Origin of the sequence: Pseudomonas sp. Ps21-P2, assembly GCF_039672565.1 — a bacterium.
In the GTDB taxonomy this organism is placed as follows: Bacteria; Pseudomonadota; Gammaproteobacteria; order Pseudomonadales; family Pseudomonadaceae; genus Aquipseudomonas.
The window spans coordinates 773,275-789,944 of the sequence record NZ_JBDFPL010000002.1 but is presented as its reverse complement, the minus strand read 5'-3'; the positions used below and the strand labels follow the sequence as shown (position 1 = coordinate 789,944).

Sequence of the window (16,670 nt, the reverse complement as noted above, 5' to 3'; positions counted from 1 at the left end):
CAGAGCCGGTTCACCTCAATCGACTCATCGATTCCCTCTATTAGAATTCGTCCGAATGGTGCTCCTGAATCAGGATGGTCCCGTCGTTCGGCAAGGAGCTCCAATGCCTCAGCCTCGCGCCCGAATTGCTTCGCAACTCGGCATCGCCCTGGCCGTTATTCTGGCCGTCGTCATCAGCGGCAGTACGCTGTTCGCCTTGCGCTCTCTTGATTCGGCGAACCTGGTCATCCGCGAAGAGCACATGAGCAGCGAAGCTCGGTTGCTGGCCGACCAGTTGAACACCTTCCACAACACCCTGCGCGACAGCACCCAGCGTCTGAGCGGTCTGTTCGAGAAGCGTTTTTCGGGCGGCCTGAGCCTGCAGGCTGATCAGCAGGTTGCGGTCGCGGGCGTGCAGACTCCGGCGCTGCTGCTGAACGGCGCCCCGCTGAACAACGACTTCACGCAAGTCGACGACTTCAAGAGCATGACGGCCGGCGTTGCGACCGTTTTTGTGCGCAGCGGCGACGACTTCGTGCGCGTTAGCACCTCGCTGAGCAAACAGGACGGCTCACGCGCCATCGGCACCTCGCTGGATCACAAACACCCGGCCTACGACAAGTTGCTCGCCGGACAGGGATATGTCGGTCGCGCGCTGTTGTTCGATCGCTTATACATGACGCAGTACAGCCCGGTGCGTGACGCCAGCGGCAAAGTCATCGCCGTGCTGTTCGTCGGCTTCGATTACACCGACGCGCAGAAGGCGCAGTTCGACAACCTGAAAAACTTCCGCATCGGTTCCACCGGTTCGCTGGCGTTGCTTGATGAGCAGAACAAATGGCTGGTGCCGCCTGCGGGCGTGAAGGACCTGGATCAGGCAAGCACCACGCTGGCCGAGTTCGCCAAGACGCCGAGCGTTGGGCATTTCTGGCAGGACGCCGGCGAAGATTTCTACACCGTCGGTGAGAAGTTTGCAGGCGGTCCGTGGACGGTTCTGGCGACGATGCCCGAAGATGAAATCAGCGCAGTCACCTGGAGCGTCGGCACGCAACTGGCCATCGGCAGCCTGCTGGCGATGCTGATCGCTGTCGGCTCCGCGATCTGGCTGTTACGCAGCAAGCTGCGGCCGCTGTCGGCGTTGGTCAGTCAGGCGGAAGCGTTGGGCGCTGGTGATCTGAGCGCACGTCTGAACGTGTCCAGCCATGACGAAATTGGTCAGCTGGCGGGCAGTTTCAACAAGATGGGCCAGGCGCTGGAAACCATGGTGTCCCACATCCGCACAGCAGCACTGGAAGTCAGCAGTCGTGCCAATGCGCTGTCCGGCTTGTCGGGCGGCGCTTATGAGGGGATGGAGCAGCAATCCGGCGAAATCACCAGCATGGCCGGCGCAGTGGAGGAGTTCAGCGCCACGGCCCTGACCATTGCCGACAACATGGGCACCACCGAACGCATGGCCCAGGGCAACGCCCAGCAGACGCGCATCGGTCGCACGTCCATGGAGGAGGCGTCTGCTTCGCTGGAGCAGATCGCCGGTTCGCTGAGCAGCACCGCGACGGTGATCGATACCTTGGGCCAACGCTCGCAGGAGATCGGCGGCATCGTCAGCGTCATCACCTCGATCGCCGAGCAGACCAACCTCCTGGCCCTCAACGCCGCGATCGAAGCCGCACGCGCCGGTGAACAAGGCCGTGGTTTTGCGGTGGTAGCGGATGAAGTCCGCAGCCTGGCATCACGTACGCGTCAGGCCACCGATGAAATCTCCGGCATGATCAGCAGCATTCAGCAAGAGACCAGCAATGCCATCAGCACCATGCAGCAAGGTAATGCGCTGATGCAGGAAGGCCTGTCGCGCAACGCCAAAGTGGCTGCAGCGCTGGCCCAGATCGACGAACAAAGCCGTTCCGCTGGTGAGCAGTTCACGTCCATCACCACCGCCACCCAGGAGCAGAGCAACACCGCAACGCTGCTCAGCGCCAACCTGCAAAGCATCGCCCTGGCGAACAGCGAGCAACGCGAAGTCGTGTCCAACCTGGCGATCACGGCTCAAGAGCTGAACGCTGTGGCGGCTGACTTGCAGAAGGAAGTGGATCGGTTTCGGTGAGGCTGGAGCGCTGCTGAGCCGCCAGAGCCAACCAGCGTAGGTGTGAGCAAGCCCAATCTCATCAAGCAACACCGCAGATGTATCTGGCAATACACGAGTTGTGGGAGCGAGCTTGCTCGCGAAGAGGCAAGAACATCCGCCAAATATTCAGCGGTTGAGATGCCGCCTTCGTGAGCAAGGTGGAGCGCCACCCCGGTCACTCCCACAGGTGTTGCACATTCTGCGCGACAGTGCGGTGCTGAACGAAGGGTTATCTCCCGCCGTGGCATGGTGTATGCGGTTTCAATTCGTCGAAGGCCGATACTGCAAAGCCTCGGCGATGTGGCATCGCGCGATGGCGTCCACCTTCTCCAGATCAGCCAGCGTGCGCGCCACTTTCAGCAGGCGGTGGGCAGCGCGCAGGGACAGGTTCAAGCGTTCACACGCATTCTCGAGCCAAGCTTCGTCTTCCGGCAGTAACGCGCAGTGTTGGCGCAGCGCGGGCAGGTCAAGAAATGCGTTGGCGCACCCTTGGCGTCGTTGTTGGCGCTGTCGGGCTTCGGAGACCACCTCCGCTGCGCTGGCGCTTTCACTCTTGCAGTCAGGCGTGGCAGCTAAAGATGTAGTTTCCCGAGCAACGGTCAGGTGCAAATCGATCCGGTCAAGCAACGGGCCCGACAGCTTGTTGCGGTAGCGCTGAATCTGATCGGTTGAGCAGCGGCAGCGCCCGGTCGGCTCTCCGTGATAACCGCACGGGCAGGGGTTCATCGCGGCGACCAGTTGAAAGCGCGCCGGAAAGCGCACCCGATCCCGCGCCCTGGAAATCACGATATGGCCAGATTCAAGGGGTTCGCGCAGCACCTCCAGCACACGCCGATCAAACTCCGGAAGCTCGTCCAGAAACAACACGCCGTGGTGCGCGAGGGTGATTTCGCCAGGTTGCGGGCGACTGCCACCCCCGACCAGCGCAGGACCCGACGCCGAGTGATGAGGCTGGCGGAAAGGACGCTGGGGCCAACTGGTCAGCGGGGCGTGACTGGCAACCGATTGAATCGCCGCCACCTCCAGCGCTTCGAGTTCATCCAGTGGTGGCAACAGCCCTGGCAAACGGCTCGCGAGCAGCGTTTTGCCGGTTCCGGGTGGGCCGCTGAAAAGCAGGTTATGCGCGCCCGCGGCGGCCACCAACAGAGCGCGTTTGGCCGCGGTCTGGCCCTGCACTTCACTCAAGTCGGGATAAGGCTGTGTCTGCAGAATCAGGCCATTGGATTTATAAGGCGCGATGACCGTGTGCCCATTCAGGTGGGACACCAGCTCCAGCAGATGACTGACCGCGATCACCTTCAGGCCTGACGCCAGACACGCTTCCTCGGCATTCACCGCCGGCACGATCAACGTGTGGCCCGCCTCCCGCGCAGCGAGTGCCGCCGGGAGCACGCCCTGTACGGGCCGAATCGCACCGGACAGCGCCAACTCCCCCAGACATTCAATGCCCTCCAGCGCGAGCGTTGGCACCTGCGCGCTGGCAGCCAGCAAGCCAAGTGCAATGGCGACATCGAAGCGTCCGCCGTCTTTGGGCAAATCGGCAGGGGCCAGATTCAGGGTGATCCGCCGCGCCGGGAATTCCAGCCGACAGTTGAGGATCGCACTGCGCACCCGATCCTTACTCTCCTTGACCGCGCCCTCCGGCAGACCCACCAGCGTCAGGCTCGGCAGCCCGTTGGCGAGATGGGTTTCGACGGTCACGGCAGGGGCTTCAACGCCAACTTGGGCACGGCTCAGAACGATCGCGAGGGACATGGCTTTCCTTGTAGGCAGCACCGCTTCCTGCGGCGAGCTGAAGGATAGTCATTGCTCCGGCGCGTGGCCCCGTGCATGTTCTACGGCATGTGTATGAATGGAAGGAAGGAGGAGTGATGACCAGTAATGGAGAGTGGCCTGTGTATCCAGGGGAAATTCCAAGCGAGGAGTTTCTCGAACCGCTGGCCACTACGGTCACCTTTGCCGGGGCACGAGCCTGTGACTTCGAAGCGCTCGTCGCCATCCGGATTGACGCCATGCGTGAGAGTCTTGGGCGCATTGGTCGCTTCGATCCCGTGCGCGCCCGCGAACGTTTCCGGGACGGCTTTTCCCCCGAATTTACTCGCCACATTGTGGTTGCCGGAAAGCGGGTGGGTTTTGTCGTGGTCAAACCGCGCGTTGACGGATTGTTGCTCGATCACCTCTACATCAAGCAAGGTGCACAAGGATCAGGAGTAGGTTCGATTGTCCTTCGTCAGATCTTCATGGAAGCGGATGCGGCGTCGCTGGACTTGTATGTCGGGGCTCTGAAAGAAAGCGCTTCAAACCGCTTTTATACTCGTCATGGTTTTCAGTTCTTCGAAGCGGGCGAATTTGATAACTATTATGTTCGGCACGCTGCTCAAGGCTGCCCGCCATTGGGTGGCTGAACAAAGCCTTCACAAGACCGTGCCGACATGGCGGTACGCTTGGCGGCGTGTTTTGAAACTACCCCGGAATTCTGGCTGAACTTTCAGCTCACCTACGACCTGCGCAAGACAGAGATCGAGCGAGGTGAGGCGATCAAGGCCCAGGTTCAGCGCATTGCGCACTGCGCCTGAGCACATTCAGCTTTTGAAGCTCAACCTTGTGGCTCAGCCCCTGACGCTTTCGGCTGCGTCGCCAACTGCGCTTCCATCTCCGCCATCTTCGCTTCCAGTGCCTCAAGTCGGGCGCGGGTGCGGGCGAGGACGATCATCTGGCTGTCGAATTCTTCCCGGCTGACCAGGTCCAGCTTGCTGAAGCCGCTCTGCAGCAGCGCCTTGAACTGGGTTTCGAATTCGCTGCGTGGAACCGGTGTTTCGCCGTTGAATAGGCGGGAAGCGTGGCCGCTCAGGGCGTCGAGAAAAGCTTTGGGGGCGAGCATGATGAAACTCCAGAATCAGAGGGCGCGAGTGTAGCACGCAGCTTTTGACCTTCCGCCGGACGCGATGCGCTGCACGCTTTTCGCGCATGGCTCCGGGCACGTGCGCACCGTTGTTGTGCGGCGATCGCAATCGACGACTACGCTAAAGCGTGAATTAACAGTCGAAGGGCCGAAATTCATGCCGATTCATGAGATGGCAAGCTTTCTGCTTAGTGGCTTGTAACCCATGCACTGATGCAGTCGCTGTGACGAATGCAGTGCGGCAGGCGGAGCGGGGAATGTTTCGTCAGAAGCGGTTTTCTGGAGTTGGTCAGGTCTGTTACGGACACGACGCGTTACAAAGCCAGACACTGCGCTTAGACTTGAGTCGGGTTTGTTTTCCTGGGGCAAGTCCACCAATTCGGGAGAAAGTTTCATGAAGCTAGTCACTGCCATCATCAAGCCGTTCAAGCTGGACGACGTACGCGAGTCGCTGTCCGAAATCGGCGTGCAGGGCATCACGGTCACTGAAGTCAAAGGCTTCGGACGTCAGAAAGGCCACACCGAGCTGTATCGCGGTGCGGAGTATGTAGTCGACTTCCTCCCCAAGGTGAAGATCGATGTTGCGATCGACGACAAGGATCTGGACCGCGTTATCGAAGCGATAACCAAAGCGGCCAACACCGGCAAGATCGGTGACGGCAAGATCTTCGTGGTCAATCTGGAACAGGCCATCCGCATCCGTACCGGCGAAACCGATACCGACGCAATCTAAGCCGCCAAACCCCAACGCCCCAGGAGAAAACAATATGACTCTGCGTCAATTCGCAGGGCTAGGAGCCCTGTTGTCCCTCGTAACCCCTGGCTTGGCCATGGCGGCAGACGAAGTGGCAGCCCCCGTACTCAATTCCGGCGACACCGCCTGGATGCTGACCTCCACCGCGCTGGTGCTGTTCATGACCATCCCCGGTCTGGCGCTGTTCTACGGCGGCATGGTCCGCTCGAAAAACATTCTTTCCGTGATGATGCAGTGCTTCGCCATTACCGGCTTGATCAGCATCCTGTGGGTCGTCTACGGCTACAGCATGGCGTTCGACACCACCGGGATGGAAGTCAACGTCGTCAACTTCAACTCCTTCGTCGGCGGTCTTTCGAAAGCGTTCCTGGCAGGCATCACCCCTGCAAGCATCACTGGCCCTGCGGCACTGTTCCCGGAAGCCGTCTTCGTGACCTTCCAGATGACCTTCGCCATCATCACCCCGGCCCTGATCGTCGGCGCTTTCGCGGAACGCATGAAGTTCTCCGCGATGCTGATCTTCATGGCGATCTGGTTCACCCTGGTTTATGCGCCGATTGCGCACATGGTCTGGAGCGGCGTCGGTGGTTTGTTGTGGGACTGGGGCGTTCTCGACTTCGCGGGCGGCACCGTTGTTCACATCAACGCCGGTGTGGCTGGCCTGGTAGCGTGCCTGGTACTCGGCAAGCGTAAAGGTTTCCCGACCACTCCAATGGCTCCGCACAACCTGGGTTACACCCTGGTCGGCGCGGCCATGCTCTGGGTGGGCTGGTTCGGTTTCAACGCAGGTTCCGCGGCTGCGGCCAACGGCACTGCCGGTATGGCCATGCTGGTAACTCAGATCGCCACCGCTGCTGCAGCGCTGGGCTGGATGTTCGCCGAATGGCTGACCCACGGTAAACCAAGCGCTCTGGGCATCGCTTCGGGTGTGGTTGCCGGTCTGGTTGCGGTCACTCCGGCCGCCGGTACTGTCGGCCCGATGGGCGGCCTGATCATTGGTCTGGCGGCAGGCGTGGTCTGCTTCTTCTGCGCCACCAGCCTGAAACGCAAAATGGGCTACGACGACTCCCTGGATGCCTTCGGCGTTCACGGTATCGGCGGTATCCTTGGCGCGATCCTGACCGGCGTGTTTGCAGCCCCTTCGCTGGGCGGCTTCGGCACCGTGACCGACATCGCGGCACAAGTCTGGATTCAGTGCAAAGGCGTCGGCTTCACGGTCATCTACACCGCGATCGTGACCTTCATCATCCTCAAGGTGCTCGACATGGTCATGGGCCTGCGTGTCACCGAGGAAGAAGAAGCGGTCGGCCTGGATCTGGCGCAACACAACGAACGTGGCTACAACTTGTAATCCACGCGTGAAAAAATGCCCGGGTCTCCGGGCATTTTTTTGTCTGAGGTTTGTCGATAGGGATGTCCGCACAGCGGGTGGGCGTTCCCGGCAGGAACATCCGCTGCAATGTTCGGCCTAACCTGACGATTCTCGATGCTTTAGAGGGCATAAATGCCCTTGTTCAGCGCTCCTGAAAATCGTCGCTCATTACGCACTTTGTTTTTTTTTCCAGCGCGTTAGAATGCGCGCCGAAGGGCGGAGAACGGTATGTGGCAACAGACCTTGGTCACGCTGCGGGCAAGGCCTCGTGGTTTCCATCTGGTGACTGACGAGATCGTCGCGGGCCTTCGCGAATTACGCGAATGCCGCATCGGCCTGCTGCATGTCTGGTTGCAACACACCTCGGCCTCGTTGACCGTCAACGAGAACGCCGACCCTGCGGTACGTCGCGATTTCGAGCGTTTCTTCAACCGTCTGGTGCCTCAGGGGCGCGACGGCTACGAGCATGACGACGAAGGGCCCGATGATCTGCCGGCGCACTTCAAAGCCAGTCTGCTTGGCTGCCAGCTTACATTGCCGGTTACAAATGGACGGCTGGCGTTGGGCACATGGCAAGGTATTTATCTGGGCGAGCACCGCGATGCAGGCGGTGCCCGTAAAGTCCTCGTCACGCTTCAGGGTGAGGGGCACGACCGCTGAACGTATGCGGTAGTTGAATTTTTCCGGCTGTCCAAGAAATCAAGCCCGGCTGGGCTATAACTAATCTGCTTTCGCAAGTCATGAGGTAGAACATGAGCGACGACGACATCGAAGAAGGTCTGGAAGACGATCTGGAAGAAGGGGAGGACGGTGAGGGGCTTGCAGCGGCGTCCGATGAAGATGTAGTGGAAGTCGACGACAGCGCTGAAGTCTCTGCGACTCCGGCCAAAGGCAAGGCCAAGGCCGCCGTCTCGGTTGATGAATTGCCGAGTGTGGAAGCCAAGAACAAGGAGCGTGATGCTCTGGCTCGCGCGATGGAAGAATTCCTCGCTCGTGGTGGCAAGGTCGTGGAAGTGGAGGCCAACGTGGTCGCCGATCCGCCCAAGAAGCCTGATAACAAGTACGGCAGCCGTCCCATCTAAGGGACCTGCTGCGCGATTGATGAAAAACCCGCTGTCGCTGCGGGTTTTTTATTGCCTGCGATTCGAGTTGCCGACGCAAAGGCCGGCGTTCACGCAGCGGGAAGCGCAGATCCAGCCCAGCGCGCCAGCACCTCGGGCAATTGCGTCAGGCTGTTGATTACGGCATCCGGCGCTTTTTCAGCCTCCCAGACCTTGCCGCCGGGGTTGTACCAGATCGCCCGCAGGCCGGCTTGTTGGGCGCCGGCGATGTCGTCACCCGGGTGATCGCCGACATGCACGGCCTGACTGGCATCTGCATTGCCGCGTTTCAGCGCCTCGACGAAGGGCGCAGGGTCCGGTTTGCCAATGCCCAGGTCCTCGGCGCATAGCGCGAAGGCGAAATAATCGGCCAGGCCTAGACGGCGGACATCGGCATTGCCGTTGGTCACGACACCCAGCGTGTAAGACTTGGTCAGGATCTCAAGCGTCGGCACCACTTCAGGGAAGATGTCCAGCTGGTGCCGCCCCTGAAGGAACACTTCAAAGCTCTGGTCCGCCAGCTCATGGGCTTCGGCGTGACCATACCCCGCATCCTCCAGCGCATGAAACAGCACCTTGCGGCGCAGCGCACTGATCCGGTGCTTGAACGTCGGATCCGCTTCGATGAGTCGCGAGCGGATTTCCCACAGATGCTCGACCGGGACCGGCCCGAGTTTTGGCGCGTTGGCAGCCAGCCACTCGCGCAGCTTGGCTTCAGCGCTGACAATCGCTGGTGCGGTTTCCCACAGCGTGTCGTCCAGGTCGAAGGTGATCAGCTTAATGCTCATTGTCGGCGTTACCTTTGCGCTTGGCCCGTGGATGGGCACTGTCGTACACCGTGGCCAGATGCTGGAAATCCAGATGGGTGTAGATCTGAGTGGTGGCGATGTCGGCGTGACCCAGCAGTTCCTGCACGGCGCGCAGGTCCTGGGACGACTCCAGCAAGTGACTGGCAAATGAATGGCGAAGCATGTGCGGGTGCAGGTTCTGGCCCAACTCACGTTCGCCGGCAGCCTTGACCCGCAGCTGGATCGAGCGCGGCCCCAGACGGCGGCCTTGCTGGCTGACAAACACGGCATCGTCCTTAGGATTGGCCAGCGCTCGTTGCTTGAGCCATTCCTCCAGTGCTTCCCGTGCCTTTCTGCCAACCGGTAAAACGCGGCTTTTGCTGCCTTTGCCGAGGACCTGCACAAGACCGTCCGCCAGATCCAGGTCTTCGCAGTTCAACCCGGTCAGTTCGGACAGCCGCAAGCCTGACGAGTAGAACAGTTCGAGAATCGCCTGATCACGCCGGGCCAGAAAATCGTCCTCGACGCCGCCTTCAAGCAGTTGCAGGGCGCGGTCGGCATCCAGGGTTTTGGGCAAGCGACGCTCGCCCTTGGGCGGTGACAGGCCATTGGCCGGATCGTGATCGCAAAGGCCTTCGCGGTTGAGGTAGTGATAAAAGCCGCGCACGGCTGACAGCAGTCTGGCCAGGCTGCGCGAGGATTGACCCTGCTGGTGAAGGCGAGCGACAAGGCTGCGCATGGCCTGAATATCCAGCGCTTTCCAGCTGTCGATGTGCTGCTTTTCGCAGAACGCCAAGACCTTGTTCAGGTCGCGACGATAGGCTTCAAGCGTATGGCTCGACACCTGGCGCTCACTGCGCAGGTGCGTGCAGTAGGCGTCCAGTTGCCGCTCCATGACTAGCGAACCGAACGCAGCGAGTTGGTGAAGCGTGGCAGCAGGCGGCTGAGCACGTCGGCGATGTAACTGAGAAACAGCGTCCCGACCGAGCTTTTGTAATGCTGCGGATCACGGCTGCCGATCGCCAGAACGCCGTGCAGGCCCTGGTGGCTGAGGGCGGCCAGGGCGGTTGAGCCTACTTCCTTGCTTTGCTCGCTGCCGAACAGGAACTCGAGTTCATGCTCACGCAGCGCGCCACACAGGGTCTTGCCGCCGGACATCAGCCCGCCGATAGCTTTCTGCGCGTCGGCGGCGCTCACCCAGCGGCCGACGGTCATCGGGTTGTCGCTGAACAGGATAAGGCTGACGAAGGGCACCTGAAATTCCTGGCGCAAGCTGTCTTCCACGCAGATGACAATCTCTTCAAGACTGGTCGCGTCCATCAGATCAAGAATCAGCCGGCGGGTTTTTTCGAACAGCCGGTCGTTGTCCCGGGCCACGTCCATCAGTTGCGAGAGCCGGTGACGCATCTCGATGTTGCGCTCGCGCAGCAGCTTGAGCTGGCGCTCGACCAGCGAGACGGTGTCGCCCCGTTGGTGCGGGACGCGCATCATCGCCAGCAGTTCGTCGTGCTCGGCGAAGAAATCAGGGTGTTGTTGCAGCCAGGCCGCGACTGCCTCGGCTTCAAGGGCAGGCACTGCGGTCTCGGCAGGGGGCTGGCCGGGCGTGTCGTTTGAAGTCTGAGGCTGGTCGGTCATTGGATACTCTCACTCATAGACGTACTTGGCCTTCGTAAACCCGGACAGCCGGGCCAGTCATCACCACTGAATGGCCGGGGCCGGCCCACTCGATGGACAGGCGTCCGCCCGGCAGGTCGATCAGCATCGGGGAATCCATCCAGCCCTGAGTAATGGCTGCCACCGCTGCCGCGCAGGCGCCGGTGCCACAGGCCTGGGTTTCCCCGGCGCCACGCTCCCACACCCGCAGTTGCGCGCGCTGACGGTCGACGACATGGAGAAAGCCCACGTTCACCCGGGCCGGAAAACGCGGATGGTTTTCAATCTTCGGCCCAAGCACATGCACGGGCGCATTGTTGATGTCGTAGACGCGCAGCACGGCATGGGGGTTGCCCATGGACACGGCGGCAAGCTCGACAGACTCGCCATCGACATCGAGCGAATAACTGGCGGCCTGTTCCGGTGCGTCGAACGGGATGTCCGCCGGCACCAGACGCGGCGCGCCCATATCAACGCTGATCTGGCCGTCGTTGCGGATGTCCAGCTCGATGATGCCGCCCTTGGTCTCGACGCGGATCTGCTTCTTGGCCGTCAGCCGCTTGTCCAGCACGAAACGGGCGAAGCAGCGCGCGCCATTGCCGCACTGCTCGACCTCGGAGCCGTCGGAATTGAAAATCCGGTAGCGAAAATCCACGTCCGGATTGTTCGGCGCCTCCACCAGCAGCAGCTGATCGAAACCGATACCCGTGTGGCGATCGCCCCATTGCTTGGCGTGCTTGGGCAAAATGTGGGCGTGTTGGCTCACAAGGTCCAGCACCATGAAGTCATTGCCCAGGCCATGCATCTTGGTAAAACGCAGCAGCATGGGATTACTCCGGCAGCAGGCTTTCGCCGGCAAACAGCTCAGTCACGGTTTCACGGCGACGCACTTCGAAGGCTTGCTCGCCATCCACAAGCACCTCGGCCGTACGTCCGCGGGTGTTGTAGTTGGAGCTCATCACGAAGCCATAGGCGCCCGCCGAATGCACCGCCAGCAGATCGCCCTCAGCCAGCGCGAGTTCACGCTCCTTGGCCAGGAAATCCCCGGTTTCGCAAATCGGGCCGACGATGTCGTAGGTGCGTTTGGCGCCGTCGCGGGATTTGACGGCCGTCACGTCCATCCACGCCTGATACAGGGCTGGACGAATCAGGTCGTTCATGGCGGCGTCGACGATGGCGAAGTCTTTGTGCTCGGTGTGCTTGAGGTACTCAACGCGGGTCAGCAGCACGCCGGCATTGGCGACGATGAAGCGGCCGGGCTCGAACATCAGCGCCAGATCGCGGCCATCGAGGCGTTCACGCACGGCCTTGATGTAGTCGCCCGCGAGGGGCGGCTCTTCGTCGCGATAACGCACGCCCAGACCGCCGCCCAGATCGATATGTTTCAGCAGAATGCCGCAATCGCCCAGTCGGTCGGCCAGATCGAGCAGGCGATCCAGCGCATCCACGAAAGGCGAAAGGGTGGTCAGTTGAGAGCCGATGTGGCAGTCGACGCCGATGACGTCGAGATTCGGCAGCTGCGCGGCGCGGATGTAAACGTCTTCGGCGTCCGCGATGGCGATGCCGAATTTGTTTTCCTTGAGGCCGGTGGAGATATAAGGGTGGGTGCCGGCGTCGACATCCGGGTTGACGCGCAACGAAACCGGAGCACGCACGCCCATTTCGGCGGCGACGACTTGCAGTCGTTCAAGCTCGTCGGTGGACTCGACGTTGAAGCAATGCACGCCGACTTCCAGCGCTCGGCGCATGTCATCGCGGGTCTTGCCGACGCCGGAGAAAACGATTTTGTCAGCCTGACCGCCCGCCGCCAGCACGCGCTCCAGCTCGCCACGGGACACGATGTCGAAACCGGCGCCCAGACGCGCGAGGACATTGAGAACGCCCAGGTTCGAGTTGGCTTTGACCGCAAAGCAGACCAGATGCGGCATGCCGCTCAAGGCGTCGGCGTAGGCGCGGTACTGCGCCTCGATGTGCGCGCGGGAATAGACGTATGTCGGCGTGCCGAAGCGTTCGGCGATGGCAGACAACGCCACTCCTTCCGCGAACAGCTCGCCGTCGCGGTAGTTGAAGGCGTCCATGACTGATTCCTAGTAGGTCGAAGTCTGATGCTTGTGCGAGTGCGATTTGGTCTGGCTGGTGCCGTCGGCGGACGAATCGTCGTCGGGCAGATACAGCGGACCTTTCTGACCGCAGGCAGAGACCAGACACGCAACTGCAAGCAGCGCGGCCAGGGAGGAAATCAGGCGCTTCATGGCGAAATCCTTTGTATAAGCATTAATTGCGCCCGAGTATACCGACCACCCGACAGATTGCCTATGCGCTGGAGTTCCCGTCCGGCGGGGGTTTGACGCCGCCGCGCAATTAGACTGCGCAGCACGTGCGGATTTCTGACGCGGTCTGTGGTGCAGGGTGATGCTCGATGCCGTCCCGACCAAAGCCGGTCCCACATTTGCACTTGGGCGGGTAGGCTTTGCATTTGCCGTGGAGCGACCGTATCGTGCGTCGCTGCGCCGTCCGCTGACACTTTTGAGGTTCATGCAATGAGTTTGACCGAAGCCCGTTTTCACGATCTGGTCGATGCCACCCAGGAAAAGCTCCAGGATATCTTCGACGAGAGCGGTCTGGATCTGGACCTTGAGGAGTCGGCCGGTGTGCTGACCGTGAAATTTGAAAACGGCTCGCAGTTCATTTTCAGCCGTCAGGAGCCTTTGCGTCAGCTGTGGCTGGCGGCTGCGTCGGGTGGTTTTCACTTTGATTACGACGAAGAAGCGAAGCACTGGATCTGCGACAAGAGCGAAGAGCTGTTGAGCGAGATGCTCTATCGTCTGGCGAAGGAGCAGGCGGGCGAAGAAATCGACTTCGACGCCCTCGACGGCAGCGATGGCAACCGCCAGTGACCGTTAGCGCAACCCCGGTCAAGCCGCCAAAGCCGCTGTTCAGCAACGTCAGCCCGGCTGTGCCGTCGCCCTGCATCAGCATCTGCCGGCTCGACGAAGACAAAGTCTGCACGGGCTGCCAGCGCCACGTCGAGGACATCCGCGAGTGGCGGGCGGCGACCGATGAGCGCCGACGGGAGATCGTGCGGCAGGCAGATTTGCGTCGCAGTGCGACTTCCGATCACGTGTAGGTCATGCCTCGTCCATCGCGGCATTCAGTGACTGTTCCAGCTGGGCTTTGTAGCGCAGGAACAGAATAGTCTGCCCGCGCGTGTCCCCCAGTATCCCGGACAGGTCCAGGTCGGTGATGTAGCAGCGATAACGTTGCGTCTCGCGGCGCTGGTCGAGGATCCGCCGCGCCACGACGCTGAACAACTGATCGCCAAACTCCAGCTCGGAAAACTCCATCCCGTCGCAATACAGCGTCACGCTGACCTGGCCGGGGGATGCTTCCTCGATAATCGCCTGCACGTCAAAGAACGATTTGTCGATGAGCATGGCCGGGCTCGGCCGATGCTCAACGCGGCGGGCCCGCCCTGAGCCATCGGGGGTTATGCGGTAATACAAAGCCTCCAGCGACGTTGATTCCAACGGGTTATCCAGCGGCAGCAACGTCACGCGCCGGTACGTCAACGATTCAAAAAAGCGCTCAAGCGGAACCAGCAGGCTGGGCTCACTGTGATAAGGCACCTGCTGATGCCATAACGCATTGCGCTCATCGAGCACGTACAGGTCGGCATTGGGTTCGTTGATCCGGTAAAACACCTGAATGCATTCGGGCTGACCGTACGGGATGAACAGCGACAGGTCCGAGTCGTCCAGTGCCTGCGGGTCCAGATGAAGCGGGCTGTAGGCGGAAAGCTCTTCTCCGAGATAGCTGAAGAGCGCCGGCACGTGTTCGAGCGTGACGTGGCTGACCTGGCCGGGGATCATTTCCAGAACGTGGTAACGCTGCTCGACCTGAATGAGATAGCGATGATTCAGGCGCCGGTCCAGCAGCAGTTGCGCAGTGCCGATGAGCTCCTCCACGCGCTGAGCGATGGCCTGCGCACGGTTGTGGCAAAAACAACGCACGCGGATGACAGGCCTGGCGGACTTTTCCGGTAGGCCGTTGAGCAATTCTGTCAGGCAGTCCAGCAGCGCTTGGGCGCCGTCGAAGCGATTGACCAGCACCTCGTTCCAGCTGTTGAGGGTGATCTGGTCGAAGGTCAGCACCAGATTTTCACGGACGCCGGCGTAGCTCAGCGAGTCGGTTCGCTCGGTCGTCATCAGGATGTTCAGGTCTTTATGGTGCCGGAGCGGATCGACGCCGACGTTGACCAACAGCAGAATCTCGCGGGGCACGCTCGGGCTTAGAAGTACGTCTTCATCGACCATGGCCAGCGGCAGCGCGATGCTCTGCTGCAACGCGCCTTGTAGATTAAACAGTTCAAATTCGGTCAGATCGCTGATGCCAGGGTGGAGCGCCAGGCGCGTGCTGTTGTCGATGACGTTGTTGCGATGGCACCACGTGAGCAGTTCCAGCAACTCGCGACTGCGCTTGATCGGCGCAAACGTCTCCAGCTCGTGGGCACTCAGGCTGCCGTTGTAGAGGCACCACTGATACCTGCCGGGCTCGCGCTTGTTCGGCAGTTGCGCCAGCGTCAGCGTGTCCTCGGCCAGATCCGGCGCGATGCCCGGGTTGAGAAATTCCACTTTGCCGGCTTTGCGTTCGAAGGCTGCATACAGACGACGCCCGAGCACATTCATGTCGCGCTTGGTGATCGAATTGACCGCTTTTTGCGCGCGAGCGAACTGGGTCAGGAAGCGGTAACTGTAGTTGAGCTCGCCGACCAGTGCGCGGCGTTCGCTGGCGACTTGACGCACTTTCCATTGGCTGCGGCTGTCGAGCAACGCCAGCTGACGCTCGTCCCAGTTCCACTCATTGACCAGCCGCTCCAGCAGCAGCCGTTGCCAGCCATTACTGCGGTGACGGGTGGAGCCGGTGAGTTTCTTGTTCACCTTCAGGTACAAGCTGCGGCGTACCAGTTCCAGTCGCTCGGGTTCACCCCGCGCCAACAGGTATTCCTCGATGCGCCGGTACACCATCACGTACGGGTCCAGCTCATCAAGGTCGGCGCGGTTGGCGAACACGGCTTTCTTGAAGCGCATGCTCAAGCACTGCACATGGGGGTGCTCGCTGGCATAAACCTCGGTCAACAGTAGCTTGAGCACCGATTTGTAAGGCGATTCGATGCCTTTGAACAGCTGCCAGAGCCCGGCGCCGATGAATTCCCCCGGCGGGATGTGCGACATGTTGCCGAGGTCCAGCACCTCGTCGGCGCGAATAAAGCGCTTCGACAGCAGGGTGTGGGTGTATTCGGCGTAGCGCGCTTCTTCATAGACCGGCACCAGCCACCACATCGGGGTGCGCCCGGCGAGCCAGATGGCGGTGCGATAAAACTCGTCCAGCAGCAAATAGTGCTGGGTTGTGCCGCAGTCCTCGCCACTCAGTTGCGCGTCACGTTCGCCGACGACAAAACGCTCAGGATCAACGAGAAAGAAGTGTGCCTCGGCGCCCATGCTGGCTGCCCAGCTTTCGAGGGACTGGCACTTCCTGCGCAACTCGTGGATTTCGTCGGCCGACAGCAGCGGGTCGTGGCAGATCCACACGTCCATGTCGCTCTGGTCGGCCTGGGCGAGGGTGCCAAGGCTGCCCATCAGGAAGATGCCGTGAATCGGCTGTGGCGGATTCACCCGGCGCGGTTTGTATGAGAACGACCGCGTCAGGCGTTGCGCTTCAGCGAGGGCCTGGGCGTCTGGCTCGTAATGGGACACGCCAGCGGGGGTCGAGCCCGACACATAGCCTGGCAGCAGCGGATGATTGACGTGGAAAAACAGCGGAAGCAGCGTGAGCACGCTTTGCTGACGGGTCGACAGACCTTCGTACGCACGCGCCAGGCGACTCTGGCTCAGGGCCAGAAAGCGGCTGCGCAACTGAGCGAGGACCTTGCGATCAATGCCCTCATCCAGATCCGGGCGAATTTCGGAACTACGCGTCATCGCGACTCGAAGCCGGCGGGCG

Annotated in this window: 17 protein-coding genes and 1 pseudogene; 9 read left to right on the top strand and 9 right to left on the bottom strand. The window is 61.1% G+C overall.

Annotated features, from left to right (window positions below; all coding sequences use genetic code 11):
• The first annotated feature begins 103 nt into the window (after nt 1-103).
• The gene (locus tag ABEH28_RS07385) at nt 104-2,080 is read left to right on the top strand and encodes a methyl-accepting chemotaxis protein (RefSeq protein ID WP_346629512.1); all 1,977 of its coding nucleotides are present in this window, start codon (nt 104-106) and stop codon (nt 2,078-2,080) included.
• Between the two features lie 282 nt (nt 2,081-2,362).
• Here ABEH28_RS07385 and ABEH28_RS07380 read toward each other — a convergent pair whose 3' ends face one another.
• Nucleotides 2,363-3,856 (bottom strand): YifB family Mg chelatase-like AAA ATPase, encoded by a 1,494-nt coding sequence (locus tag ABEH28_RS07380; RefSeq protein ID WP_346629511.1) that lies wholly within the window; start codon nt 3,854-3,856, stop codon nt 2,363-2,365.
• Between the two features lie 116 nt (nt 3,857-3,972).
• Here ABEH28_RS07380 and ABEH28_RS07375 point away from each other — a divergent pair, with 116 nt between their 5' ends.
• The gene (locus ABEH28_RS07375; RefSeq protein WP_346629510.1) at nt 3,973-4,506 is read left to right on the top strand and encodes a GNAT family N-acetyltransferase; all 534 of its coding nucleotides are present in this window, start codon (nt 3,973-3,975) and stop codon (nt 4,504-4,506) included.
• Between the two features lie 21 nt (nt 4,507-4,527).
• Nucleotides 4,528-4,677 (top strand): annotated as a pseudogene (locus ABEH28_RS07370) (addiction module antidote protein, HigA family); the annotation flags it as partial.
• A 20-nt stretch (nt 4,678-4,697) separates the two neighbouring features.
• Here the strand turns inward: ABEH28_RS07370 and ABEH28_RS07365 are convergent.
• Entirely contained in the window at nt 4,698-4,982 is a 285-nt protein-coding gene (locus ABEH28_RS07365) for an accessory factor UbiK family protein (protein WP_192171412.1), read from the bottom strand.
• Nucleotides 4,983-5,397: 415 nt separating this feature from the next.
• Here ABEH28_RS07365 and glnK point away from each other — a divergent pair, with 415 nt between their 5' ends.
• The 4 genes from glnK to ABEH28_RS07345 all read left to right on the top strand — a co-directional run bounded on the left by glnK (nt 5,398) and on the right by ABEH28_RS07345 (nt 8,211).
• Entirely contained in the window at nt 5,398-5,736 is a 339-nt protein-coding gene (gene glnK, locus ABEH28_RS07360; protein WP_002555808.1) for a P-II family nitrogen regulator, read from the top strand.
• Between the two features lie 34 nt (nt 5,737-5,770).
• A complete protein-coding gene (locus tag ABEH28_RS07355; RefSeq protein WP_192171411.1) occupies nt 5,771-7,108 on the top strand; it encodes an ammonium transporter in 1,338 nt (445 codons plus the stop codon).
• A 249-nt stretch (nt 7,109-7,357) separates the two neighbouring features.
• Nucleotides 7,358-7,789 (top strand): secondary thiamine-phosphate synthase enzyme YjbQ, encoded by a 432-nt coding sequence (locus ABEH28_RS07350; RefSeq protein WP_346627429.1) that lies wholly within the window; start codon nt 7,358-7,360, stop codon nt 7,787-7,789.
• A gap of 92 nt (nt 7,790-7,881) precedes the next feature.
• The gene (locus ABEH28_RS07345; protein WP_192171409.1) at nt 7,882-8,211 is read left to right on the top strand and encodes a hypothetical protein; all 330 of its coding nucleotides are present in this window, start codon (nt 7,882-7,884) and stop codon (nt 8,209-8,211) included.
• 89 nt (nt 8,212-8,300) lie between these two features.
• On the opposite strand, the gene ABEH28_RS07340 is transcribed toward ABEH28_RS07345, so the two are convergent.
• The 6 genes from ABEH28_RS07340 to ABEH28_RS07315 are packed head-to-tail and all read right to left on the bottom strand — an operon-like array spanning nt 8,301 to nt 12,922.
• Nucleotides 8,301-9,017, bottom strand: coding sequence for an HAD family hydrolase (locus tag ABEH28_RS07340; RefSeq protein ID WP_346629509.1), 717 nt, complete (start codon nt 9,015-9,017; stop codon nt 8,301-8,303).
• Nucleotides 9,007-9,912, bottom strand: coding sequence for a tyrosine recombinase XerC (xerC, locus tag ABEH28_RS07335; protein ID WP_346627432.1), 906 nt, complete (start codon nt 9,910-9,912; stop codon nt 9,007-9,009). Before xerC ends, ABEH28_RS07340 begins: the two co-directional genes overlap by 11 nt.
• A 2-nt stretch (nt 9,913-9,914) precedes the next feature.
• Complete coding sequence (locus ABEH28_RS07330) at nt 9,915-10,652, bottom strand: DUF484 family protein (protein ID WP_192171406.1); 738 nt, start codon at nt 10,650-10,652, stop codon at nt 9,915-9,917.
• Nucleotides 10,653-10,665: 13 nt separating this feature from the next.
• Nucleotides 10,666-11,496 carry a diaminopimelate epimerase gene (dapF, locus tag ABEH28_RS07325; protein ID WP_192171405.1) on the bottom strand — a complete coding sequence of 277 codons (831 nt, stop codon included), beginning with the start codon at nt 11,494-11,496 and terminating at the stop codon, nt 10,666-10,668.
• 4 nt (nt 11,497-11,500) lie between these two features.
• The gene (gene lysA, locus ABEH28_RS07320) at nt 11,501-12,748 is read right to left on the bottom strand and encodes a diaminopimelate decarboxylase (RefSeq protein ID WP_346629508.1); all 1,248 of its coding nucleotides are present in this window, start codon (nt 12,746-12,748) and stop codon (nt 11,501-11,503) included.
• A 9-nt stretch (nt 12,749-12,757) separates the two neighbouring features.
• A complete protein-coding gene (locus ABEH28_RS07315; protein ID WP_192171403.1) occupies nt 12,758-12,922 on the bottom strand; it encodes a lipoprotein in 165 nt (54 codons plus the stop codon).
• A 288-nt stretch (nt 12,923-13,210) separates the two neighbouring features.
• Here ABEH28_RS07315 and cyaY point away from each other — a divergent pair, with 288 nt between their 5' ends.
• Both cyaY and ABEH28_RS07305 read left to right on the top strand, forming a co-directional pair.
• Nucleotides 13,211-13,567: an iron donor protein CyaY gene (cyaY, locus tag ABEH28_RS07310; RefSeq protein WP_192171402.1), complete on the top strand. Its 357-nt coding sequence runs from the start codon at nt 13,211-13,213 to the stop codon at nt 13,565-13,567.
• Nucleotides 13,564-13,797, top strand: coding sequence for a DUF1289 domain-containing protein (locus ABEH28_RS07305; protein ID WP_282365883.1), 234 nt, complete (start codon nt 13,564-13,566; stop codon nt 13,795-13,797). The genes cyaY and ABEH28_RS07305 overlap by 4 nt, the downstream gene beginning before the upstream one ends.
• Nucleotide 13,798: 1 nt before the next feature.
• Here the strand turns inward: ABEH28_RS07305 and ABEH28_RS07300 are convergent, their stop codons facing one another.
• Nucleotides 13,799-16,648, bottom strand: a complete 2,850-nt coding sequence (locus ABEH28_RS07300) for a class I adenylate cyclase (protein ID WP_346629507.1) — start codon at nt 16,646-16,648, stop codon at nt 13,799-13,801.
• Nucleotides 16,649-16,670 lie beyond the last annotated feature (22 nt).